Here is a 23,448-nt window from a genome sequence, read left to right on the forward strand (position 1 = left end):
ATTCAATTTTAAACTTCTGACTTCAATTTTTTACTAGTCCTTTTTTTAGCAGCTTTTACAACTGGGTCTAGTACATATTGAATTTCGTCATCTTTAGCATCAATCATGATAATTTTAGGTAGTTTTTGCTCTGCTAAAGCCACCAAAATTTCTGTAGCTAATGCAGGTAACACTGTAGAATTTAAAATATTATCAACGTTGCGCGCACCACTATCGACTTCTGTACAACGGCTTAAGAGGAGCTCTACCAAATCATCAGAATACTGGACTTGTGTTCCATATTGTTTCTCAATTCTTGCTGTGATTTTGCCTAACTTATGTTTAATAATTCGTACAAGTAGATCATCATGCAGTGGGAAATAAGGTACAACTCTCATTCGGCCTAAAAATGCAGGCTTAAATTGTTTATATAAACTTGGTTTTAAGTGCTCAATCAACTCTTCAGCTGTAGGCCACTCTTCTACAGGTCTATTTAAGCAAGCCTGCATAATGGCACTTGAACCAGCATTTGAAGTTAACAAAATAGTCGTGTTTTTAAAGTCAATTACTCGTCCTTCACCATCTTCTAAAGTACCTTTATCGAATACTTGATAGAACAGTTCCTGAACATCGCTATGAGCTTTTTCAATTTCATCAAGCAACACAACACTGTACGGGTTACGGCGTACAGCTTCTGTTAAAACCCCACCTTGGCCATATCCGACATATCCTGGAGGCGCACCTTTCAATGAAGATACCGTATGCGCTTCTTGATATTCAGACATATTAATAGTGATTAAATGCTGCTCACCACCATATAACTCATTTGCCAAAGTTAATGCAGTTTCAGTTTTACCTACACCACTCGGTCCCACTAAAAGAAATACACCTTGTGGCTTATTAGGATCTTCAAGTTTTGCTTTTGAAGTTTTAATGCCTTGAACTAATTGTGTGAGTGCATAATCTTGCCCCATTACACGCTCGCCCAATTTATCTTCAAGCGTTAATATCTGTTTAATTTCATCATTAACCATTTTTCCAACAGGAGAGGTTATAAATAGTGAGTGAGCCGTCGCTTTGCCCTTGGCTCGCTTCGGTAATAATACCTGTTGTTCTAAAAAACTGCCCCATGTCAGTGACTTGATCGACGGCAACCTGACAGCCAATAAATTGTTTTAATGCAATATGTGCGTTGGTCGATAGACACAGTAAGTCAGCAACGCTGCCTTGGTTGAGTGTATGTTCGCCCTCGATGCGTTGCAAGAAAACTTGATTGTTTAATGATGCGTTGGAAAATTGCACATGAAGAACGCGATTCTGTGCGACCAATCCTAAACTATCTAAAATTTGAAATATTTTATGGGACATCATTATTATAAAAACTGAGTCATAATCATCGATATTTTATAAAAAACAGACAGAATTGTCTATTTATATAAAATAGCTTATCTTCCTTTAACTTACATACTTTTTAGTTTATCTAAAAGAAAGATAAGGTTTTAAAGGAGAAAAATCATGTCTAAACAAATGGATCAGGCCATTCAAAGTGTAATTGACCTACATGTTTTAATAGAAAATGTATTTACAGGTCGAAATGCAGAACAAAGTCTGAGTCCGCTTTTAAACAGTTTTGATCAAAATTTTAAGATGGTAACGGTTCAAGGTCGGAGTATTGGCTTAGCCGAAGTTAAAAACTTATTTAGTCAAAATATTGGAAAGAAATCCTCTTTAAAAATCACCATTATTAAGAGTACAGCTTTATACGAATTTGAAAATTATTGTTGGGTGCAATATCAGGAACATCAACAAACTGATGAAACCGAAACATTACGCACTTCGACAGCCTGCATTAAAGTAGAAGACGAAAAATGTTATTGGATTTATTTACATGAAACTTTAGTTCCCTCATCTTCTTAACTCATCTGGAGCACCTTAAAGATGGCACCTATTTTGCTTAGCAATATTACGTTTTATGAAAATCGTAATACTGATCAAAATGGGGAGCTCTCGATATGGGTTATGTTGCAAAGGAATTTACGCGAAAGAACAAGCTGATTCTCAGTATTTGTTCTTTCGTTATTCCAATATGTCTTTGGTGCGCAATCAGTTATTTACCTTTTGTTTGGCATCCTCAAGTACAAATCACGAGTTCGGGAAGTGTTCCTTACCTACAAGTAGGAAGTCGCGTTGATAAAAATGTGTTCTATCTCGAAGCACAAAATGCAGTCAATCGAGATTCTGCACCACCACAAGGTATTCTAGTCAATCCAATTTATTTACCCGCTCCCCATGAAGTCGCTAAGGCTTTAGTGACTGCATTTACTACGCCACCTGAACAACCTGATTCGCCGTGGTTTCATCAAAGTTTATGGCACAGTATCAAACTGGTTTTTTCAGCTTTTTTTATCTCTTCATTGATTGGAATTCCACTGGGTATTTTGTGTGGTTTTTCTAAACGAATATCCCTGTTAACAGAACCGTTTGTTGAGTTTTTCCGTTACTTACCCGCACCTGCTTTTGGCGCACTTGCAGTGGCAATTTTAGGGATTAATGACGCACCTAAAATTGCCATTATTGTGATTGGTACGCTATTTCAGCAAATTCTCATTATTGCTAATACCACCCGAATGGTAGATCGAAGCTTAATTGAAGCTGGCTATACGCTTGGTACCAATAAGCTCAAAAGTTTATTTCACGTGGTGATTCCTGCGGCCTTACCTAATATTTACCGTGACTTACGTGTGTTACTGGGCTGGGCTTGGACCTATTTAATTGTTTCAGAGTTGATTGGTACGACCTCGGGTATTACGTGGTTTATTACCCAACAGGCTCGCTATCAAAACTTTGACAATGTCTATGCGGCTATTTTGATTATTGGGGTGATTGGTCTGGTCTGTGACTGGCTATTAATGAAGTTAGGTGAGCGGATGTTCACTTGGAAAGTAGGAGCAAAATAATGAACGATTCAACATTTAACGCACATGAATACTTTCAAAAAATTTATGAACGTCCTGTTATTTTGGAAGCTAAACAACTGAGCCAAGTCTTTAAGCATGGTCACAGCGAACGCACTGTTTTAAATAAACTCGATTTAAAAATTCATAAAAGAGAATTTATTTGTGTGATTGGACCTTCTGGCTGCGGCAAATCGACTCTAAGCCGTGTTATTGCAGGTTTAGACCCATACCATAGTGGAGAAGTTTTAGTAGACGGCGAATGCATTACGGGTCCATGCCCTGAACGCGGCATGGTGTTTCAGGGCTATACCCTTTTCCCGTGGAAAACTGTAAAAGAAAACGTGATGTTTGGCCCGCAAATGCGTGGGGCGAGCCAAATGACAGCCGAAGCTCAAGCACGTGAATGGATCAATATTATTGGTTTAGAAAAATATGAAAATCAGTATCCACATCAACTTTCTGGTGGCATGAAACAGCGCGTTGCGATTGCTAGAGCTTTGGTTAATCAACCTAAAATTTTACTTATGGATGAACCTTTTGGTGCGCTCGACCCACATACTCGCCAAAAAATGCAAAAGCACTTGATGGATTTATGGCAAAACATTGATATCACCATTATTTTTGTGACCCATGACATGGATGAAGCCATTTTACTTGCTGACCGAATTGTGGCACTCAAAGCCAATCCCGGTGAAATTAAAGAAATTATTGAAGTTAATTTACCTCGCCCACGCTCACTCGACTTAATGAGTGCACCTGAGTTCAAACAACTTCGTTCACGGGTAGATTATTTAGTCCACGCCGAAGAAGATGAGCTTGACCCTGCTTTACAAGACTTACCAAAAATACCGCGTATGACTCAGGTCAGTACAGAAAAATAAGAAAGATATTAAAAAGCCCAAGTTCATCTTGGGCTTTTTTATTTACTAGGCTTATTTGAGCTGTTCTATGAGTGCTGGATAAATCAGCCCATCTACATTTTGTTCGGTTTTATAAATACCGTTTTCAACGTTAAATTTATTAACGTGATAGGTCGAGCCATAAATTGAGTCAAAACCTTGAGATTTAGCAAATACTTTTTTATTGGCATTGATATCTAATAAATGCGTACCGCTGACCATCAGCTCATATTGTTTTGGGTCGACCCCTGAACGGTTTGCCATAATTTTAACTGCATCGGCATGGGTTGCAGGATCATTAATATATTTAACTGTTTTGTCCCACACCTGAATGATTTTTTTCCATTCCTCTTGATGAGCTGTTAAATGGCTCATGTTGACTGTTAAGGTGTCATAAATTAAACCCGGCTTGTCTTTAGAGGTGTAGATAATTTTAGAGCCTGCCACTGCTTTTAATGCCTGACCTGCAACAGGTTGCCAAACAGCAATCGCGGAAATATCAGGGCTATTAAACACTTGGGGTAATTGGTTAGTGGCTGAGTTTACTAGCTTCACCTCATTCGCTTTAATGTTATGGTCGGTTAAAGCTGTTGCTAGTAAAAGATGATCAACCAAGCCTTTTTCAACACCGATCGATTTTCCTTTTAAATCTTGAATGGTATTAATGCCCTCTTTTGCAATAATGACATCATTGCCCGCAGAATAATCCGTTGCCATGATCATCATGCCTTGCGTACCGCCCGAAGCAGTTACCAAGTTATCGCCATTGGTGACCAACACAGCATCGAGCTGATTTGCGGAAAAGGCTGACAGAGAAGCCGAATAATCAAACCATTTAAACTCTACATTTAGCCCTGCTTCTTTTAACCAGCCTTTTTCAATAGCCACTTGCCAAGCCACCCAGCCCGGCCAATCACTATAGCCAATGGTAATTGGTTTTGTATTTGTGGATGCCTGAGCATCTTGTTTAGCCTCAGGCACTTTAGCGGTATTGTCACACCCACCCAATATAACTGCCGATAAAATAGATACGGATAACAACGCTTTTTTAATCATATAGAAACTTCCCCAACATTTTTACTAACAACATTTTGAGCAGTTTGATTGAGTGACTTTATATAGGCTCGCCAGCCTCCAAAATGGCTAATATCGGTTGCATCTTGAATGGCATAAGCTTCGCAAATAAAGCCTTTGACCCATGTTCCATCTTTTAATTTCAGGTTCCCAATACCAAGTGGTGCAGGCACTTCAGCCACAATGGCTCCAAAATTTGCTAAAGGAACATCCCACACTTCCACTTCAATGGACGTACCTGCTGCGTCACATTGCAGTCCCGGCTTTGGTGGCGTGGTATTTTTCAAGGCAAAGAGTTTATAAGTCTCTGCGGTCTGGGTTTTCTTGAGCAAAGTGGCATTACGGCTAGTGAGCTGAAAATTAAGTGGCATGCCTGTTAAGTGTGCTCCCACTACAGCAAGCTGCACTGAATGATTCGATTGGATTTCTAGACTTTTTTGATAATGTTGAGTTGATTTACCTAAACTCAGCGATGTTTCGGTTTGCCAGAGCTGCGCAAAATTGGCGAGTGCCTGATCGTGCCAAGCTGGTGCAATAAAAGTTACTCCACTTGGTAAGCCATCTTCACGGAGTACATTTGGTAAGGCTAAAGCCGAAAGATCGGCAAAATTGACAAAGTTGGTATAGGCCCCCATGTGCGCATTTTTAGTCAACGGGTCGGCTTCAACTTCGGCAATGGTGTAAATGGTTGGTGCTGTCGGAACCATCAAGGCATCAAAAGGTTGTAATGCCAAATTAATTTTTCGAGCCAGAAAGGCGCGGTTATATTCGGCTTGAAGTGCATCTATTGCCTTGAATTTATCTGCCTGTGCAATAATCTGGGCAATGACTGGATGAGCCTTTTCACGTGTTGTCATGCGTTCAACGGCGACTGTTCTTTCTGCCACCCATGCATCGTTATACAGTGCGGCAGCAAGCTCATTAAACGCGCTGAAATCAATACTCTCAATTTCATAACCCAGTTTTTTTACGCGCTCGACTGCAACTAAAAAAGCTTTTTTAGATTCAGCATCACCATAAAACTCAAGCTGAGCTGGAATAGCAATCTTCCGTTTAGAAAATTGAGTCGGTACATTGGCTGGATGTGCTCGTGAATATTCATCTGTTTCATCATAACCCTGCATTAAACTGGCAATATTCCAAGCGTCATCAATATTCAGCGCAAAAATAGAAATGACATCAATGGTTCGACATGCAGGAATTAAACCTGTGGTAGAAAACCAGCCCTTTGTCGGCTTAAGGCCCACAATATTGTTATGACCCGCAGGTACACGCCCTGACCCCGCCGTGTCTGTCCCCAAACTAAAAGGCACAATACCATTGGCAACCACCACTGACGAACCAGAGCTTGACCCACCGCTGATATATTCGGGGTTAAAACTATTTTTTACTGCACCGTATGGAGAGCGAACACCAACCAGTCCCGTTGCAAACTGATCAAGGTTGGTTTTACCAACCACAATTGCCCCTGCTTTTTTTAGCTTGGCAACGACGGCAGCATCTTGTGTCGCTAAATATTGAACCTCTTTACAGGCAGCAGTGGTTTGAAAGCCAGCGACATCAATGTTGTCTTTGACTGCAAATGGCACACCGTATAGTGGTAAGTCAGTAATATTCTGATCGTTTAAAACATCCATTTGTGCCTGAATCTGCTCGTTCGATGCAATTTCAATCCATGCATTATCATCATTTTTAATTTCTGCAACGTAGCCAATCAGATCTGCAAGATGGATTTGCCCGTTTTGATATGCTGTTTTCCAGTCTTGAATTGTCCATAAATTTTTCAACACGCTACTCCTCATTTAATCATTTTGCTGTATCGGCGGCATCACGGCATCCATCAGTTCTAAATGCCCTTTAATCACGCCTTTAAGCACAATAAATTGCTGGCTAATTTGTCTAAGCTCAGAACTCGCGCCCTGCATTAACATGACTTGCAATATCTTTTGTTGGTCGAGCTGGATATGAAGTGAGCTAATCACCTGTGCTAAAAACTGTTGCTGTAAATCGACCAATTGATTACGCAAGGTCATTTGGCTTGCGTCATAAAGCAGCGTTAAGGTGCCCACCATGACTTCATTGGCCTGTGCTTGCTCTGCAATTAAGTGTTTATTAATCATGTCGACAATGGCTTGCGAGCGACTTTCATAGTTCTGCTCAACAATTTTTTGGTCGAGTGCGTTAAGTGTCGTTTCAGGTACGGTAATACTGATTCGAGCCAACTTTTGTTTTGCCACAGTCTTATCCTTTTGTTTTAGGCGGCTGATTGTTTTGCTTGATATATACGCCTGCACGTACACTAAGCAATTCGACTAAAAAGGCTTTTAAAGTTGGCTTTGGTTGAACCACAGGTTTTACATCGTTCATTTCGCACCTCTAGTTTGGTATTACCAAATTCAGTTTTTGTATTACTGATAAGAGATGCAGAAAATGTGCCAGTTTTTAAGATAGGTTTTGATGGATTTGAGCGGTATTTATGAGTGTTTTTTGGGCAGAAAAAAGCCCCATGCACAGGGATGGGGCTAAATTAATAAATCAAGCTAAACAGCATATATAATTTTAGAAGTATAAAATTTTTATAAAATAATTTAACTAGATAGAAATAGTATAAATTTTAGGCTAGATTAATCTAACAATAAATAATGAAGTCAAAATCATATGGAATTAATTTCAATAGTTTTGGAAAACTTTAGGGGCTATCATTTAAAACATACAATTTTAATTGATGAATGTTTAACAGGAATTATAGGAAAAAATGATGCTGGTAAGTCCACAATATTTGAAGCCTTAGATATTTTTTTTGAAAATTCAAGTTTTGAGAAAAATGATCGGTGCATCTTTGCTACAGAAGAACAAAATACTTCTATCACATGTGTATTTAAGGACTTCCCTGAAAGTTTAAGTTTAGATGCCACTTCTCAGACTACTTTAGAAAGTGAATATCTTTTAAATAATGATTCATTTTTAGAGATCAAAAAAACTTTCCGTGTAAATCAAAAAATCACAACCGAAGTTTCAATTATCGCTAATTATCCATCAAATCCTGATCTAAATAGTTTAATTACACTTAAAAATGCTGAGTTAAAAAGCTTAATAAAAACTAAAGGGTTAGATATTACTCAAGTAGATGACCAGCGCTCTAATACCTGCTTAAGAAAGTTTCTTTTTTCTTCCGAGGCTCTAACTTTCCAAACTAAAGAAATTTCACTGAACAAAGAAGATGCAAAAAACTTATGGGAAAATATAAAAAGTTTTTTACCTATATTTGCATTATTTAAGTCTGATAGAAACAGTAGCGATCAAGATAGCGAAGTTCAAGATCCAATGAAATTAGCAATAAAAGCAGCTCTTTCTGAAATTCAGCCCAAGTTAACTGAAATACAAGAATATATACGGACAAATGTAGAAGATGTAGCAAAGAGAACGTTAAATAAACTTGGGGAAATGGATTCAAACCTAGCCAAGGATTTGATACCTAATTTTTCTAAAGATCCCAAATGGGATTCAATTTTTTCTATGACTTTAACATCAGAGTTAGGAATACCAGTTAATAAAAGAGGTAGTGGTGTCCGTAGACTAATTTTATTAAATTTCTTCAGAGCTGAGGCTGAAAAAAAATTCAAAGAAGCTAGAAATAGGTCAATAATATATGCAATTGAAGAACCAGAAACATCACAACATCCTAATTATCAAGAAATGCTTATCAAAGCATTATTAGAATTATCTCTATCTCCCAAAACGCAGATTTTAGTTACAACTCATACACCAGCATTAGCAGGTTTATTACCACTGGCAAGCTTACGTTATATCAATAAAGTTGATAAAAATCACATTATAGAACATGCAGATACAAACCAAATATTAGATAAGATTAGTCATGATCTAGGAATACACCCTTTTGGCTCGATAAATGATACACAATGCAAAGGTTACATATTTGTGGAGGGAGTATCAGATGTTGTATTCCTACAACATATCTTTTCAAAATTCGCAGAAAATTCTCTTATTCAAAGAGATTATATTACAGCGAGGGATATTCAGTTATTAATAAGCGGTGGCAGCGATAATTTAAAACATTGGGTAAATTACAAATTAATTGAAACGCTTCAAAAACCATGGGCTGTATTCTTTGACTCAGACAATGATGGGCAGAACTGTGATAAATATCAGAAGAATATAGAGACTCAAAAAAGATATTCACATGTTGTCTTCCATCTAACGAAAAAAAGAGAATGTGAAAATTATCTTCATAAAAATGTTATTTCGCGCATAACAAATGGAGAAGTTGTTTTTTCACCTAATGATTATGCTGATCAGAAGGTCTTATTACATACCGAATTAATAAAATATATTGCAGTTAAAAAAACTAATTTAATTGAGAAATTATGGCACACAACCACTTGTGAGGAAATTATTGAAAGTTGCACAGATGTAGATGGAAACAATGAATTTCTAGAGTTTATTAACCGTATCGAAACACATTTTAGTTTGCATGAAGATTCTAAAAAGACCGCATAAGCGGTCTTTTTTATTTGTTCTCTAGACTATAAGTAGAACCAATCATCGTATGTGCCCATACCGATAAAGACTCTAAAACAGGCTTAAAAGACTGGCCTAATTCAGTCATTTCATAGACCACTTTAATCGGTGCTTTTTCACCATAAACGGTTCTGGAGATTAAACCACTTTGCTCTAATTGTTTAAGTTGAAGGCTTAAGGTCATTTCTGTGATGGTGGGCATTAATTGATTGATTTCATTAAAACGTTTTGGCCCATCTTTTAAATAATACAAAATAACACCTTTCCATTTTCCACCCACCAAATCCATAGCCATACTGATATGACATGGATACGTTTTTCCATTCATGGTGATTTCACATTTATTTTCAGTATTTGCCATTTTTAACGCCACCTATCAACTTTGATAGTTATTGTACACCCATACTATAAAAATTATAGTGACTATGATTTTTATAGCTACAAGGCATTATTATGGCTTTACTTATTTTGGCCCATCCCTACTACGCTCAATCAATTGCAAATAAAACGATAGTGAATGAACTTATAAAAACCTATCCGGACCTTGAAGTCCGAGATATTTTCCAGCTTTATCCAGACTATAAAATTGACGTCAGCGCTGAACAAGAAGCGTTGCTACGCCATGACACCATTATTCTGCAATATCCAATGTTCTGGTTTAATATGCCGGCAATTTTGAAATTATGGTTTGATGAAGTTTTTACTTATCAGTTTGCTTATGGCTCTCAAGGCGACAAATTAAAAGATAAAAAAGTCATTATTAGTATGACAGTCGGGCAAAAAGAAGCCGATATGGTGAATGATCGGGAAAACTTAATTGATAGCTTTTTGAAAGCGGTTCAATATTCAATTCAATATACGCAAATGCAGTTAAGCGCCACTTACTTGCTTTATGACGTTTCGCCTTTATCAGGTAACCCAGAGTCAAAAATTAAATTAGAAGCTGTTGAACATGGTCATAAAGTATTAAAGCATTTGACCGAAGCATAATATGAAAAGAGAGCATCAATATTGATGCTCTCTTTTAGGTTTAAGCGACTGGTGCCAAGGTAAATAGCACTTGTCCTGTTTTTACGGTTTGACCTTTTTCAATGGTAATGGTTTCTACCTTCATACGTTCCGGCGCAATAATTGGAATTTCAATTTTCATTGCCTCAATCACTGCAAGGGTTGCACCTTCTTCAACAATATCACCCGATGCACATTCGATTTTCCAGATTGACCCCGGCATGTGTGATTCGACTGTACAGCCTCCTTCAGGGATCACCACGGTTTCGCCATCATCTACAGCATCTAGGCTTTCAGAAATATATTCTTGCAAGCCTGCTTCATGCCAACGGCGGCGTTCAGCCTCAAAGTTAGCTTGCTGTGTATCTTTAAAGGCTTGAATGCTGTCTTGATGCGTCTTTAAAAACTCGTTGTATTCTTTTAAGTTGAGTACACCATCTTCAATACGAAGTTGTAGACGACCTGCCTTAAAGTCTTCACGCATTTGCAGAAGTTCAGCCTCAGAAACTTCATAAAACTTAACTTGGTCAAAAAAGCGTAATAACCACGGTTTGCCATCTTCGAAGTCGGCATTTTTACGATAACGACTCCACATTTGAGTGGTACGACCAACGAATTGATAGCCGCCCGGCCCTTCCATACCGTACACACACATATACGCCCCGCCAATGCCGACCGCATTTTCAGGTGTCCAAGTTCGCGCAGGGTTATATTTTGTGGTCACTAAACGTTGGCGTGGATCGAGCGGCGTCGCAACGGGTGCACCTAAATACACATCGCCTAAACCCATCACCAAATAGTTTGCGCTATAGACCACATCTTTAACCGCTTGCTTAGAAGCTAAGCCATTAATACGGCGAATAAACTCGACGTTATCTGGGCACCACGGTGCATCTGGTCGAACAATTTGCGTATAGCGCTCGGTGGCGAGTTGAGTCTGCGAATCTTCCCAAGCCAAAGGCAAATAGACAGTTCGTGAAGGCACCTGCATATTTTGAATGTCAGGTAATTCAGCTTCTGCCTGTTGAAGTTTCTGTAAAAGCTCCAGTTGATCGAATTGAATTGAATCAAAATGAATTTGTAGTGAACGAATACCCGGTGTTAAGTCGATAATACCCTGAATTTTTTGATCTTTGACCCATTGCATGAGCGCATGAATACGGAAACGTAAATTTAGGTCGAGGACTAACTCACCATATTCCACCAACAAATAGCTATTTCCTGCTGGTCGATAGGTCACGCTTGGTAAATCAGTTTTACCTTCTAAAGTAGCTAAAACTGCATCTTTTAAAGTGTCGGGTTCTGCTTCAATGGCTGGGTTGAAATCAATACGAGTTGTATCAGCCGCAGTTAAGCTTTGATGATATTTTTGATCAAGTACTTTTGCTTGTGTATAACTCACAGGTACAAATTTAACTTTATCGCCTGCTTTTAATTGCCCAATTTTCCAAAGCTCGGAATGAATCACTACCGCCGGGCAAACAAAACCGCCTAAGCTCGGACCATCCGGACCCAAAATAATTGGCATATCGCCAGTAAAATCAATTGCGCCAATGGAATAAGCATTGTCATGAATATTGGAAGGATGTAAGCCTGCCTCACCGCCGTCTTCACGTGCCCACTCAGGTTTTGGGCCGATTAAGCGAATGCCTGTACGGCTTGAGTTATAGTGAATTTCAAACTCATTGGCAAAGAAGGTATCAATATCTTGTTTGGTGAAAAAATCTGGTGCGCCATGTGGGCCATACATCACTGCTATTTCCCAGTTTTGAGTAAAGCTAGGAATTTGCGCTTGAGGTAAAGCGGTAGTCGATTGAGCGGAATATTCAGTAATCGGCAGCATATCGCCAATTAATAAATTACGGCCTGCGTGCCCACCAAACTGCCCTAAAGTGAAAGTCGCCTGTGACCCTAAGTAATCAGGAACATCGAAACCACCTTTCACACCTATATAGCTACGGCAACCTGAACGGATAATCCCACATTTTAAAACTTGGCCTTTTTTCACATTGATGGTTTGCCACATCGGTACAAGTTCACCATCAAGTTTTGACGGCATATCACCGCCAGTAATCACAATTTGGCTGTCGCAGTGAAACTTTAAAGTTGGTCCTTGCAAGGTACATTCAAGCCCTGCGGTATTTGGCTCATTGGCTAAAAGCTGGTTTGCCACAGTTAAACTGAGTGGATCGATGGCACCTGATGGCGGCACCCCAACATCCCAGTAACCTAATCGACCTGTTACGTCTTGAATGGCAGTTTGAATGCCAGCCTGCAACACCTCAATTTTTTGAGTTTTCCATTCAAACGTATTTAAAAATCGAGTGGTTTGCGTCCCTAAAGCAAACACATCACAAGCAATAATGTTTTGTAAATATTCCAAATTGGTTTCGATGCCAGCCACCTGTGTGTTGGCAAGACTGGCACACATTGCCTGTATAGCTTGTTCTCGTGTTGCAGCGGTCACAATAATTTTAGCAATCATTGGGTCATAAAAAGACGACACCGTTGACCCTGTTTCTACCCATGTTTCGACTCGTGCTTGCGGGTCAAATTTAACATGGGTAAGCAGGCCTGCACTCGGCTGGAACTGTTTAATCGGGTCTTCAGCATAAAGACGAACTTGAATGGAGTGCCCTGTTGGCTCTAACTTTTCAGTCGGTGCTGACCAGTCACCGCTTGCCAAAGTAACCATCCATTCGACTAAGTCGACACCAAACACTTGCTCGGTCACGCCGTGCTCGACTTGCAAACGCGTGTTGACCTCTAAGAAATAAAACTCTTGGGTTTCAGTGTCCATGACAAACTCAACCGTACCTGCCGAACGGTAGTTCACCGACTGCATGAGTTGAATCGCAACTTTTTGAAGGTGGTCACGTTGCTGTTCATTTAAATGTGGTGCGGGTGTTTCTTCAATCACTTTCTGATTACGGCGTTGTACCGAACAATCACGCTCACCCAACGCTAAAACTTGTCCTTGCCCATCACCAAAAATTTGTACTTCGATATGGCGCGCGTGTTGTACAAATTTCTCTAAATACAAACCTGCATCTTTAAAATTGACTTGCGCTAAATAAGATACGGTTTGATAAGCATCTTTTAACTCGGTTTCATTCCAGACCAGACGCATGCCAATACCACCACCGCCCGCGGTACTTTTCAGCATGACCGGATAGCCAATACGGGCTGCCTCAAACAAGGCCTCAGCTTCATCGGAAAGTAATGAGCTACCCGGAAGCAAAGGCACATTGCTTTGAATTGCGAGTTCACGTGCAGTATGTTTTAAACCAAAATCGAGCATTTGGCTTGAAGTTGGTCCAATAAAAGCAATACCTTGGCTTTCGCACAGATCACAAAACTCGGCATTTTCAGACAAAAAACCATAACCGGGGTGAATGGCTTCTGCTCCCGACTGTTTAGCAACCTCAAGGATTTTTTCAATATTTAAATAACTTTGATGCGCAGGTGCAGGACCAATCAAGAAAGCTTCATCGGCCAAAGTCACGTGTAACGAATCACGGTCGGCTTCGGAGTAAACAGCCACCGAAGCAATCCCGAGTTTTTTAAGGGTGCGAATTATGCGACAGGCAATTGCACCGCGGTTAGCAATCAGAACTTTTTTAAACATGCTTACACCCCTTCCGCTTCACGGACAACCAGTTGAATTTTGGTTGGGTTATAGGCATTACATGGGTTATTCAGCTGAGGGCAATTAGAAATTAAAACAATTAAATCCATTTCTGCCCGAACCTCGACATATTTACCTGGGCCTGAAATTCCGTCATCAAATTTAAGCTGACCGTCTGGTGTCACAGGTACATTCATAAAAAAGTTAATGTTTGGGCCGATGTGACGCACATTTAAACCATGCTTTTTTGCAATCGGGTGTTTTGCCAAGGCATACATAAAGTTGTTACGGCAACTATGCATAGGATACGTTTCATGTGCATAGCGAACTGTATTACTTTCACATGAACAGGCACCACCAATGGTGTCATGGCGACCGCAGTTATCATCATGAATGACGGCAATTGGGCGGCCAAAGTTACTGTAGAGCTTGGTGCCCTTTTCTAAATAAATCTGTTGGTTAATAGCCAAAGTGTCCATTGCGCTATAACGCTCAGTTGGATTTTCGGCACTCATAAACAAAGTATCGACCGCTTGGTTTCCTTCCAGATCAATAATTCGAAAATATTGGCCCTTTTTAACCTCGCACATCCACGCTTCACCCGCAGGACAAACTTCATTTAAAACTGCTTTTTCAAATGATTGTAAAACTGTCATGATGCTTCTCCTGATTTAAATATTGCTAAGCGCGTAGTAGCGGGCTGTGTTTTGAAACGCACGCTGATTTTGTGAACACGCATCACGACAAATATCGCTGTCTGTTAGTGAATTGGCTTTAAATAAACTGAGTTGAATACTGGCGGGTTGATAGATTGGGCTGGTGTCTAAACCATGCGGTGCGGCAGATAAAAATAGCAGGCAGTCCATTTCAAAACGCAGTTCAATGGTTTGATCAGTATTGTCAGAACTGACATATGACAAAGCGCCGTTTTCGTCTGGCACAACTTTAGAAAATAGATTAACGGCGGCACTCAGGTCTTGGCTGGCAAGTCCGTATTTACACATTTCAATGAGTAAACTGTCTAAGCCGTTTTGGTACATATCATTACGGGCATCTTGAAATGTGCGAGTACCGAATTGCTTTTCAATTTGCTCTGGTCGGCTTGGACCACAAAGCGCGTCATTCCAACCATGGTCATCATAAACAATGGAAGCCATGACACGGCCTAGGTCTGAGTACAGCACATTGGAAGCTTTTAAATAGGCAGTGTGTTGTCCTTTTAAACTGTCGGGCATGTTAAAACGTTCAAGTACATCGGCAGCATTTACACAAAACAAAGAAACATTTGCCTGAGCGCCAAGCGATGTAAATCTAAGAATAGTTCCTTTTTGAATACGACCTGACCAATGATGTCCGCCGGGTAAAAGTTCGGTCCAAATCGCCTGATTGTTATGATAACTTGCAGTGTTCATAGCTACTCCTGTCGGATAGTTTTAGACTTCCTCCCGGGCTTTTATCCCTCCGTGTAGTTCGCTAGGAACCGTGAACTCTCGGTCCAGTCATACTGTAAGTATCGGAACCCTAGATCACTTTTGATTGCTTAAGACTATGCAAAGGACATGCCAGCTTAGTATTACGTTTTTGGCTAAAAGTAATACTAAAATTGGGCAATTTGAGTGCGATTTAAAATACAAAATAAAAAGCTGCACTCAAAATTGTGCATTTCAAAATAAAAAAGCCCCTTTCACTAAGAGGCTTAAGACTAAATTATAAGAGAGCGTATTAAGGAAGCAGAATCACCTTACGACAGTCCTCTTCTCTTTCATTAAAAATGCGATAACCCTCTGCGGCATCTTCTAATTTCATTCGGTGGGTAATAATCGTTTCAGGTGTTAATTCACCACGCTCAATCAATTCCAAGAGTTGCGGCAAATATTGATGTACATGGGTTTGTCCCATTTTAAGAGTTAAGCCTTTATCAAAAGCATCACCAAATAAAAAACCATGAATCGGGCCTGCATATACACCTGGTACACTAACCATCCCACCACGGCGAACTGCTGCAATGCATTGACGCAGTGCTGCACCACTTGAACCTTCAAGCTTTAAATTGGTCAGGACTGTTTCAATCACACTGCCTTTTGCCTCGAAACCAATGGCGTCAATCACCGCATCGACACCGCGGTAATTGTCTGTATGTTGAATAATAAATTCGGCAGCATCGACCTCATCAAAATTAACCGGAATGGCACCGTATGTTGCCGCTGCATAGTTCAATCGATAGTCATTGTGATCGACCATAAATATCTTTTCAGCACCGAGCATCTTGGCACAAGCAGCACTTAACAGTCCGACTGGACCAGCACCATAAATTGCAACGGTTGAGCCACGTTTCACTTGGGCATTAGTCACGGCTTGCCAAGCAGTCGGTAAAATATCAGTCAAGAAAAGTACTTTTTCATCTGACAATGAGGTTGGTACTTTAAAAGGGCCTTTATTGGCTTTTGGCACACGCACATATTCTGCTTGCCCGCCCGGTACACCGCCGTAAAGATGACTATAACCAAATAAAGCCGCACCTGGTGGAATCTGCTTTTTATTAATAATTGCGCCGCGACCTGTATTCGTAGTTTCGCAAGCAGCAGTTAGGTCAAGTTGGCAAAAGAAACATTCGCCACAGGCAATCACAAAAGGAACAATGACACGATCGCCCTTTTTCACTGCGGTGACAGCTGGACCGACCTCTTCAACCACCCCCATAAATTCGTGCCCAAAGATATCGCCCTGTTCGGTTCTAGGGATTTTGCCTCGATATAAATGTAAATCAGAGCCACATATTGCTGTGGCAGTCACTCGTAAAATAATGTCATCCGGTTCTTGAATAATAGGGTCTGCTACTGTTTCTACTCGAACATCTTCTGCACCGTGGTAAGTAAGAGCGCGCATTTTATATTCCTCTATTTTCTATGATGTCCTTTGATTATGAGGAGGCTTTCTTTACGGTTTGCAACGATTCTTACTCTTCACGTAAGGCATATAGTTCAAATGCAACGCGATAGGAATTTCAGTAACATTTAATGAATCTAGGATTGTTTCAGCTAGGGATGTTTTTGTTATTTACCCCAATAAAAAAAGCCAATCATCTCTGCAATAAAATGATTGGCTCTATTCTAATATTTTGAATTAATCTAACTTAAGTTGTTGTCTGAGCTTTAAGATATCGACCAGACCTTTATCTCTGGTTTCATATAAATCGATATCTTTATATTGTGTTAATAACTGGTTGGTTTGTGCTTCCAATAACTCTGTTGTCTCGTCTGAATGTTGAAATGCGTGCATATCATTCCACCATTCTGTCATTGGTGGGCCTAAATGATGAATTGCTTCTTTAAAGCCCTTTTGGTTGGCAAGCTGCATATTAATGTAGGGGCCAAAGAGCGCCCATCTTAAACCTGGCCCGCTGGTAATCGCGACATCGACATCTTCGGCAGAGCACACGCCTTGTTCAACCAGTGAAAAAGCTTCTCGCCATAGCGCAGCCTGCAAACGGTTTGCGACATGCCCTTTTACTTCTTTATTTAAAACAATTGGATTCTTGCCCAGTTGTTTATAGAACTCAGAAGCCTGTTTTAAAATTTGAGGATCAGTCAGATTACCACCAACGATCTCGACCAAAGGTAAGAGATGAGGCGGATTAAAAGGATGACCTAATAAAATACGTTCAGGGTGTAGCGCCTCTTTTTGAAAATCAGACACTTTTAAGCCCGATGAGCTTGAAGCAATAATGGTATGTTCAGGACAATATGCTGTGATTTCTTGATATAGCTGTTGTTTTACATCCAGACGTTCTGGGGCATTTTCTTGAATAAAATCTACATCTGAAACCGCATCTTTTAAATTACTAAAAATTTCCAGATGAAGCAGTACATTTTGCGGAGAATAACTGTGTTCAGCGTTTTGGTCTAAAGCGAATAAATCATTTAAATTTGCAGATATTCTATTTTTAAAGACCGCTTCATCTATAGGATACGGGTCGTAAACATTAACTTTAAATCCTTTATATAAAAATAAGGCCGTCCAACTTGCACCTATTACACCTGCTCCAACAACACCAACCGTTTTAATGACTTCCATATTTTCCTCGTACAAATGTTGTTTTATTCGAAATTTCGTTACTCAATTGAATGCTAAATAAACATAGGAGATTCAACCAATCAATAAATTTAATTGTTTATATTTTATATAATTTGTCCTATATTCCTTAGCTTGAAAATTGATTCCTTTCATCTATATAGCTTCATCTTTTACCATTTTTTAACCGTTATTTACTGAATTTTATGTCAAAAAATCTAGCAACATTGATTGGTTTAAGCGCCATTCTCATGTGGGCATCTCTGGTCGGCTTAATGAAACAAGTCAGTGCCGCCATTGGGCCTGAGCTAGGTGTTACGTTTATTTATTCTTTAAGTACGCTACTGTTGCTTGCCATTTTCAAAGTTCCAGATTTTAAGCAGATCTCTAAAAAATACTTAATATTTGGCACAATTCTGTTCGTGGCTTATGAGGTGTGCTTCTCGTTTGCGATTGCTTACTCTCAGACAGCAAAACAAGCAATTGAAATTAGTATTGTTAACTATCTGTGGCCGAGTTTAACGGTTTTAGCTTTTGTTATTTTTAAGGAATTAAAGTTTAATTTCCTTATTATTTTAGGTCTAATGCTTTCAATTTTCGGCATTATTTTTATTCAAACTGGAAGCGGTGATTTTAGTCTAAATAGTCTTGTCGATAATTTTCATAGCAACCCACTGAGCTATATTTTGGCATTTGCAGGCGCCATCATTTGGGCTTTTTACTGTGTACTCACCAAAAAATTAAGTAATGGGCAAAATCCAATTTCCATTTTCTTTGTTGGTGTCGCGCTCACGCTATGGTTCAAGCTGCTTGTATCGGGGCACTTTGCTATTCCTTCAATGGATATTCCAACAGTCATGACCCTTTTAGTTGCTTCTGCTGCCATGGGTTTTGGTTATGCCGCTTGGAATGTTGGCATCATTCATGGAAACATTACCGTGCTTGTGGTGGCCTCTTATTTCACCCCGATTATTTCGTCTATTTTGGCGATGTTTGTTTTACAAACTCAATTATCGATGAGCTTCTGGCAAGGAACAGCAATGGTGACAGCTGGTTCCTTTATTTGCTGGGTTTCAACCAACTGGTCTGTGATTCAGCCCTTCTTTAAAAAATTAAGAAAAGGCCAAAAAGCATTGTAGATTGAACGCAATACTTTTTTCAGACTTAAAATAACTCCGACGAAGAAGAATTCCCCCATTGCCCAAAGCGTGCTAACATCCAAATTCTGACAATTACCAATGTCAAAATAATTTCTAGAGGGAATAAGATGTTAAAAACTCAAAAAATCAACATCGTACAAGAATTTGATGCACCCGTAGATAAGGTCTTTGCAACCTTAAGTGAGCATGAAAACCTAAGTAAACTTTTCGCTCCTGCTAAAGTGACTCGCATTAGCAATGGAAAAGACGCTCGTAATGGTGTTGGCTCTGCACGCAAAATGTCTATTCCATTGACCCCTTCATTTGTTGAAACCAATTTAGTCTACAAAGAAAATGAACTGATTGAATATGCAATTACGAGCGGGATTAGCCCAATTAAGGGCCACCGTGGTGTCATGAAATTTACTGACTTGGGAAATAATCGTAGTCGTTTGGATTACACCATTAGCTTTAAAGGTCGCGTACCATTTATTGGCCCTATCATTAAAGCCGCTCTACAAAATGGTGTGAGTCGTGGGCTTAAAAAACTTAAGTTTTAATCGCCGCATCTAAAAGAAAAAGCCCAATCACGGGCTTTTTGTATTTAAGGTTTAAGTTGAATGCTCAGATAGCATAAATAAAAAGTAATCTAATAATTTATCTCGTTCATCTACGCTATTGGCACTTAATAGCTGAACCATTGCCCCATCAATTGCAAATAGAAACATGTGTGGGTCTTTTATTGAAGCGGTAGTTTTTACAGTAAGAAGCAGCTTATAAAGCTCATTTATAAACCAGTTTCTATAATCAAGAACCACTCGATAAGCTGTTGCATAACACTTTTCAATTTCAAAAATTGCTTTAAATGGTAAACGATAAAAGCCTTCTAAATTGGCATGTAAAAAGTAAATTTGCTTGAGTTTATCGAACACCATAAGTTCGCTGTATGAATTGATAATTGAAAGGACTTTTACTTTGAGCGCATCCGTTTGAAAGGTTAAACACATCTCTATCAGTCGTGCTTTTGAATGAAAGATGTTATAGAAAGTCGCTTTGGGGATTTTGGCTTCAGCAATAATTCGGTCAACCCCGACCTTGTTAAACCCATTTTGAGTAAATAAATCTTTTGCTGTGTGCAGCACTCTGAGTGCTCTAAATGAAGATTCTAAATTTTTCATGTATACCGCTTAAAATATTTTTTGTTGTATGTAAAAGAGATAGAAATGCCGTCACTCTTAAATTGAGTGCTAAAAACAGGCATGTAAGAGCGGCACTAAAGGTGTGCTCGCCTATCTCGGTTTTATTGTTGCTATGTTTTAGTCGTAACGATGTTTAGGCGTAAAAACCTAGAGTCGATTAAACCGATTTAGAGAGTATGTAAACGGTATAAATAGAGAGATTTTGGCAAAGGCCAAAAATTGAGAAGAATTAGTACGCATAGCGGACTCCTAGATGAAATAGAAGTTCTACCAGATCACTGCTAAATGATTATGGTGGCAGAACGAAGAAGGGTTAGCAGACCAGTCATCTAGGAACTGGCACGCCCGAAGGCGTCCCTCCTCCGTCCTACCGCTACGAAGGGAGACGAACGAGTTCATCACCAAAAAATTACTTTTTTGATGATCTAGATGAAAACGGTCTGCTAAAACCGACTGGCAATGTGGCCAGCACGCAAAGGATAGTATTCGCTATTGTTGGCGTCAAGCGTGGGAAATGACATTTGTTTTAAAATAGATCGTTAAAAAGAAAGAAATTAGCCATCGGAAATGGGCTTATATATTCATAGAAAAATAAGGATATACCTTTCTTGCTTTATTAATTTAGTAACTACATAGCAAACTATAGATTAGCTCTAGAGATGACTTATATATTTAATTTTAAGCATTAATCTTTGCAACATAATTAGAATAATAAATAAAATGGGATATGCTAAAAAAACTAGCCCTTGTTAGAGCTTCAATAAAATTATTTTTTTGTTCGCATCTCCCAGAATTTATCGCCCTCAAAATTAACATAGTCAGTTATAAAATATTCAAAGTTGACTGAACAATACCAATCTGAGCGATTATCAAAAGGTAAAGCGATAAGTACAACGCCATAATCCTTACTTTCAGGATCACACCTTAACAATAACAAATCTGAATCACCATAAAACTCACCAATTATCAAATCCCCCTTAGTGAAGTCTTTAGGCCTTAACTCTCTATAATATTTATTAGATGACTGTAACTCATCAATACTAAATATTCTCGCTCCCCATTGCCCATATTCCTCATCCTTGAATAAATCAGCCCCATTACTAACTAAGAGGAACTCCTTAAACTCTGTGGGTAATTGCAAATCGATATCATCAAATCTATCTGGTGAAATACCATTATTCAAAATACAACGAAACTGAAAAAAAGTTTTTTCTCCTCTATGAACAGCGTGCTTTAGTTCTTTACTCCAAAGAATCTCTATTTTTCTTAATGCTTCATTCACATTTTTCTCCAAAAAGAATTAAATTCTTGTTAAGGGTGTCCCTAAATTCTTCACAAGAATTTTTTGATCGCTTTTTAAGGCATCAACATTTTTAGCTGCCTTTAAATCCACACGTATTGATAATTCAATTAAAGCAGATGTTCTGTCATCCATAGTGGATGACAGAACATTCAACAGCTATATTCGCTGCTATATATTTCTTGTACAGAATAAAAATAAGGAGCTTCATCCCCTTATTTTTATCAATAAAAGTCTTTTTATATAAATATTACTTAGCTTTAAACAAGTTAAAAATTGGGTTAGAAATTTCTTGAGATTCACTCAAGTCATTACACCAATAATCCATGAAAGTGACTTTAACAAAAAACCGCTCAAATACAATTACTTTAATTGCTATACGAAACAAATTAAACTCTTGTGGATCGATTTGGTCTAAATAAACTTCTGAATGCCCCTCAAAATGATCAACTTTACTTTCTACATTTGACCATTCTGATTGCGCTAATGGGTAATTACTAGCTAATACTTGAAGTATGGATTCAGCATACTTCTGACGGCTCATTGTTTCTTGCTCTGGTCGATCCCACGCTCCAATAAATAGTTCCTTTTCTATAGGAGAGTCATATCCATCGGGTTTATAAAAAAACTCTATTTCACTTACCTCACCATGATTATAAACATCCTCAACACCATAACCAAGCGCTATAGGATCAAACATGCGTAATAACCATGCTTGAGACAATTGAACAATCCATTGATCGGTACCAAATTCCTTTATTCCCTTCAAATATGTATAAATATTTTCCGGCGGCACTTCTGCTTGCATATAAGCATCTGATATTAAATTAAAATGAGGCACACGGAAGACATCAGTATAATTAGTCTGCAAAGGAATATTAATTACATTATGTTCAGATAAGCCTTTTAAAACTCTATAATCCGTGTTTATTACATAAGCCTTTTCTGGTGACCAAAAGGCATCAGTACCCAAATGATGTTTAACTATTTCACGCTGTTCATCCACATGTTCTGTTTTTTCAAATATATCTTGTACTTGCTCAGTTAATTGAATGTAAACAGCATCATCTGATAACTTTTCTACTTTATACGCGGGGGTAGACAATAAACACTCTAAGCCAAATAAATCGACATAAGGTTTACCAAATACCGTTCCCCAATACATATCTGGTAACCAATGTTTTAGTTCATAGGAAAAAGGTGTTACCCCACGCCATCCTTCTTTAATTCCTAACTGTGGTTCCGAATGCCGATTTGCATCAATAATTGCTAAGTCCGCATTAAATTGTAAGGTAGTAGTTTTCAGATAATTTATCAATTTATGCTGATCAATTTGAGTAAACTCTGAGGTAAGATATTCCTCACTATGCGTCTCTCCATGCAGTGAAGGCCAAAAACTTCCTTGATAACGGGGCTTTTTTAAACGTTGGCACAATAATCGATCAGCAGCTCCCCCTCTGTCATTAGGAATCAGTTTTTCTATTATGTCAGGTGAAAATGGGATTTTTAATGGTTCCCAAAAACCATACTTTTCTGGAAGCATTTCTGGAAAGGAATTACAGTAGTGGTGTATCCGTTTAAAAAATTCTTGGGGATCTCTCAACATATTTGGAGTAAAAATTTTGCTATAAATAGGACGCTTAAACTTCATTTGA

Annotated in this window: 20 protein-coding genes, 2 pseudogenes and 1 riboswitch; of the genes and pseudogenes, 7 read left to right on the plus strand and 15 right to left on the minus strand. The window is 38.8% G+C overall.

Features of this window, described 5'->3' with window-relative positions:
- Nucleotides 1-8: 8 nt before the first annotated feature.
- Together MKL51_RS10225 and MKL51_RS10230 are read right to left on the minus strand one after the other, a co-directional pair.
- Nucleotides 9-1,025 (minus strand): annotated as a pseudogene (locus MKL51_RS10225) (AAA family ATPase); the annotation flags it as partial.
- Nucleotides 1,024-1,350 (minus strand): annotated as a pseudogene (locus MKL51_RS10230) (contractile injection system protein, VgrG/Pvc8 family); the annotation flags it as partial. The pseudogenes MKL51_RS10230 and MKL51_RS10225, both read right to left, overlap by 2 nt.
- A gap of 144 nt (nucleotides 1,351-1,494) precedes the next feature.
- On the opposite strand from MKL51_RS10230, the gene MKL51_RS10235 reads away from it, so the two are divergent.
- From MKL51_RS10235 to MKL51_RS10245, 3 genes are all read left to right on the plus strand, one after another.
- Entirely contained in the window at nucleotides 1,495-1,896 is a 402-nt protein-coding gene (locus MKL51_RS10235) for a hypothetical protein (protein ID WP_017481491.1), read from the plus strand.
- Nucleotides 1,897-1,991: 95 nt separating this feature from the next.
- The gene (locus MKL51_RS10240; RefSeq protein ID WP_017481490.1) at nucleotides 1,992-2,936 is read left to right on the plus strand and encodes an ABC transporter permease; all 945 of its coding nucleotides are present in this window, start codon (nucleotides 1,992-1,994) and stop codon (nucleotides 2,934-2,936) included.
- A complete protein-coding gene (locus MKL51_RS10245) occupies nucleotides 2,936-3,817 on the plus strand; it encodes an ABC transporter ATP-binding protein (protein ID WP_017481489.1) in 882 nt (293 codons plus the stop codon). The genes MKL51_RS10240 and MKL51_RS10245 overlap by 1 nt, the downstream gene beginning before the upstream one ends.
- 51 nt (nucleotides 3,818-3,868) lie before the next feature.
- Here MKL51_RS10245 and MKL51_RS10250 read toward each other — a convergent pair whose 3' ends face one another.
- The 4 genes from MKL51_RS10250 to MKL51_RS10265 are packed head-to-tail and all read right to left on the minus strand — an operon-like array spanning nucleotide 3,869 to nucleotide 7,276.
- Nucleotides 3,869-4,891 carry an ABC transporter substrate-binding protein gene (locus MKL51_RS10250; protein WP_017481488.1) on the minus strand — a complete coding sequence of 341 codons (1,023 nt, stop codon included), beginning with the start codon at nucleotides 4,889-4,891 and terminating at the stop codon, nucleotides 3,869-3,871.
- Complete coding sequence (atzF, locus tag MKL51_RS10255) at nucleotides 4,888-6,699, minus strand: allophanate hydrolase (protein ID WP_057089988.1); 1,812 nt, start codon at nucleotides 6,697-6,699, stop codon at nucleotides 4,888-4,890. Before atzF ends, MKL51_RS10250 begins: the two co-directional genes overlap by 4 nt.
- Nucleotides 6,700-6,711: 12 nt before the next feature.
- Nucleotides 6,712-7,146 (minus strand): CopG family ribbon-helix-helix protein, encoded by a 435-nt coding sequence (locus MKL51_RS10260; protein WP_001118705.1) that lies wholly within the window; start codon nucleotides 7,144-7,146, stop codon nucleotides 6,712-6,714.
- A 4-nt stretch (nucleotides 7,147-7,150) separates the two neighbouring features.
- Complete coding sequence (locus tag MKL51_RS10265; RefSeq protein WP_001000625.1) at nucleotides 7,151-7,276, minus strand: hypothetical protein; 126 nt, start codon at nucleotides 7,274-7,276, stop codon at nucleotides 7,151-7,153.
- 291 nt (nucleotides 7,277-7,567) lie between these two features.
- Here MKL51_RS10265 and MKL51_RS10270 point away from each other — a divergent pair, with 291 nt between their 5' ends.
- Nucleotides 7,568-9,427: an AAA family ATPase gene (locus tag MKL51_RS10270; protein ID WP_057089989.1), complete on the plus strand. Its 1,860-nt coding sequence runs from the start codon at nucleotides 7,568-7,570 to the stop codon at nucleotides 9,425-9,427.
- Nucleotides 9,428-9,437: 10 nt separating this feature from the next.
- On the opposite strand, the gene MKL51_RS10275 is transcribed toward MKL51_RS10270, so the two are convergent.
- Entirely contained in the window at nucleotides 9,438-9,809 is a 372-nt protein-coding gene (locus tag MKL51_RS10275; protein ID WP_017481483.1) for a winged helix-turn-helix transcriptional regulator, read from the minus strand.
- 92 nt (nucleotides 9,810-9,901) lie between these two features.
- On the opposite strand from MKL51_RS10275, the gene MKL51_RS10280 reads away from it, so the two are divergent.
- Complete coding sequence (locus MKL51_RS10280; RefSeq protein ID WP_017481482.1) at nucleotides 9,902-10,438, plus strand: NAD(P)H-dependent oxidoreductase; 537 nt, start codon at nucleotides 9,902-9,904, stop codon at nucleotides 10,436-10,438.
- A 40-nt stretch (nucleotides 10,439-10,478) separates the two neighbouring features.
- Here the strand turns inward: MKL51_RS10280 and uca are convergent, their stop codons facing one another.
- The 5 genes from uca to MKL51_RS10305 all read right to left on the minus strand — a co-directional run bounded on the left by uca (nucleotide 10,479) and on the right by MKL51_RS10305 (nucleotide 18,158).
- Complete coding sequence (gene uca / locus MKL51_RS10285) at nucleotides 10,479-14,084, minus strand: urea carboxylase (protein ID WP_017481481.1); 3,606 nt, start codon at nucleotides 14,082-14,084, stop codon at nucleotides 10,479-10,481.
- 2 nt (nucleotides 14,085-14,086) lie between these two features.
- Nucleotides 14,087-14,740: an urea amidolyase associated protein UAAP2 gene (locus MKL51_RS10290; protein ID WP_000217380.1), complete on the minus strand. Its 654-nt coding sequence runs from the start codon at nucleotides 14,738-14,740 to the stop codon at nucleotides 14,087-14,089.
- A 15-nt stretch (nucleotides 14,741-14,755) separates the two neighbouring features.
- A complete protein-coding gene (locus MKL51_RS10295) occupies nucleotides 14,756-15,496 on the minus strand; it encodes an urea amidolyase associated protein UAAP1 (protein WP_017481480.1) in 741 nt (246 codons plus the stop codon).
- 28 nt (nucleotides 15,497-15,524) lie between these two features.
- Nucleotides 15,525-15,620: riboswitch (guanidine-I (ykkC/yxkD leader) on the minus strand.
- 186 nt (nucleotides 15,621-15,806) lie between these two features.
- Nucleotides 15,807-16,970, minus strand: coding sequence for a zinc-dependent alcohol dehydrogenase (locus tag MKL51_RS10300; protein WP_017481479.1), 1,164 nt, complete (start codon nucleotides 16,968-16,970; stop codon nucleotides 15,807-15,809).
- Between the two features lie 237 nt (nucleotides 16,971-17,207).
- On the minus strand, nucleotides 17,208-18,158 hold the full coding sequence (locus MKL51_RS10305; RefSeq protein WP_017481478.1) for a 3-hydroxyacyl-CoA dehydrogenase NAD-binding domain-containing protein: 951 nt from the start codon (nucleotides 18,156-18,158) through the stop codon (nucleotides 17,208-17,210).
- Nucleotides 18,159-18,361: 203 nt separating this feature from the next.
- Here MKL51_RS10305 and yddG point away from each other — a divergent pair, with 203 nt between their 5' ends.
- Both yddG and MKL51_RS10315 read left to right on the plus strand, forming a co-directional pair.
- Entirely contained in the window at nucleotides 18,362-19,294 is a 933-nt protein-coding gene (yddG, locus tag MKL51_RS10310) for an aromatic amino acid DMT transporter YddG (protein ID WP_017481477.1), read from the plus strand.
- 128 nt (nucleotides 19,295-19,422) lie between these two features.
- Nucleotides 19,423-19,854 (plus strand): SRPBCC family protein, encoded by a 432-nt coding sequence (locus MKL51_RS10315; protein WP_017481476.1) that lies wholly within the window; start codon nucleotides 19,423-19,425, stop codon nucleotides 19,852-19,854.
- A 51-nt stretch (nucleotides 19,855-19,905) separates the two neighbouring features.
- On the opposite strand, the gene MKL51_RS10320 is transcribed toward MKL51_RS10315, so the two are convergent.
- The 3 genes from MKL51_RS10320 to MKL51_RS10330 all read right to left on the minus strand — a co-directional run bounded on the left by MKL51_RS10320 (nucleotide 19,906) and on the right by MKL51_RS10330 (nucleotide 23,444).
- Nucleotides 19,906-20,472, minus strand: a complete 567-nt coding sequence (locus MKL51_RS10320; protein WP_017481475.1) for a TetR/AcrR family transcriptional regulator — start codon at nucleotides 20,470-20,472, stop codon at nucleotides 19,906-19,908.
- Between the two features lie 787 nt (nucleotides 20,473-21,259).
- Nucleotides 21,260-21,775 (minus strand): SMI1/KNR4 family protein, encoded by a 516-nt coding sequence (locus tag MKL51_RS10325; protein WP_005070062.1) that lies wholly within the window; start codon nucleotides 21,773-21,775, stop codon nucleotides 21,260-21,262.
- 268 nt (nucleotides 21,776-22,043) lie between these two features.
- A complete protein-coding gene (locus MKL51_RS10330; protein WP_002114038.1) occupies nucleotides 22,044-23,444 on the minus strand; it encodes a hypothetical protein in 1,401 nt (466 codons plus the stop codon).
- Between the last annotated feature and the right edge of the window lie 4 nt (nucleotides 23,445-23,448).

Source organism: Acinetobacter sp. AOR18_HL (assembly GCF_027855145.1).
GTDB classification, from domain to species: Bacteria; Pseudomonadota; Gammaproteobacteria; order Pseudomonadales; family Moraxellaceae; genus Acinetobacter; species Acinetobacter pittii.

Coding starts and splice junctions, on each gene's coding strand:
- yddG (WP_017481477.1), top strand. CDS start 18,362: ATGTCAAAAAATCTAGCAACATTGATTGGTTTAAGCGCCATTCTCATG.
- MKL51_RS10240 (WP_017481490.1), top strand. CDS start 1,992: ATGGGTTATGTTGCAAAGGAATTTACGCGAAAGAACAAGCTGATTCTC.
- MKL51_RS10300 (WP_017481479.1), bottom strand. CDS start 16,970: ATGCGCGCTCTTACTTACCACGGTGCAGAAGATGTTCGAGTAGAAACA.
- MKL51_RS10330 (WP_002114038.1), bottom strand. CDS start 23,444: ATGAAGTTTAAGCGTCCTATTTATAGCAAAATTTTTACTCCAAATATG.
- MKL51_RS10235 (WP_017481491.1), top strand. CDS start 1,495: ATGTCTAAACAAATGGATCAGGCCATTCAAAGTGTAATTGACCTACAT.
- MKL51_RS10275 (WP_017481483.1), bottom strand. CDS start 9,809: ATGGCAAATACTGAAAATAAATGTGAAATCACCATGAATGGAAAAACG.
- uca (WP_017481481.1), bottom strand. CDS start 14,084: ATGTTTAAAAAAGTTCTGATTGCTAACCGCGGTGCAATTGCCTGTCGC.
- MKL51_RS10305 (WP_017481478.1), bottom strand. CDS start 18,158: ATGGAAGTCATTAAAACGGTTGGTGTTGTTGGAGCAGGTGTAATAGGT.
- MKL51_RS10290 (WP_000217380.1), bottom strand. CDS start 14,740: ATGACAGTTTTACAATCATTTGAAAAAGCAGTTTTAAATGAAGTTTGT.
- MKL51_RS10250 (WP_017481488.1), bottom strand. CDS start 4,891: ATGATTAAAAAAGCGTTGTTATCCGTATCTATTTTATCGGCAGTTATA.
- MKL51_RS10295 (WP_017481480.1), bottom strand. CDS start 15,496: ATGAACACTGCAAGTTATCATAACAATCAGGCGATTTGGACCGAACTT.
- MKL51_RS10265 (WP_001000625.1), bottom strand. CDS start 7,276: ATGAACGATGTAAAACCTGTGGTTCAACCAAAGCCAACTTTAAAAGCC.
- MKL51_RS10320 (WP_017481475.1), bottom strand. CDS start 20,472: ATGAAAAATTTAGAATCTTCATTTAGAGCACTCAGAGTGCTGCACACA.
- MKL51_RS10245 (WP_017481489.1), top strand. CDS start 2,936: ATGAACGATTCAACATTTAACGCACATGAATACTTTCAAAAAATTTAT.
- MKL51_RS10315 (WP_017481476.1), top strand. CDS start 19,423: ATGTTAAAAACTCAAAAAATCAACATCGTACAAGAATTTGATGCACCC.
- MKL51_RS10280 (WP_017481482.1), top strand. CDS start 9,902: ATGGCTTTACTTATTTTGGCCCATCCCTACTACGCTCAATCAATTGCA.
- MKL51_RS10270 (WP_057089989.1), top strand. CDS start 7,568: ATGGAATTAATTTCAATAGTTTTGGAAAACTTTAGGGGCTATCATTTA.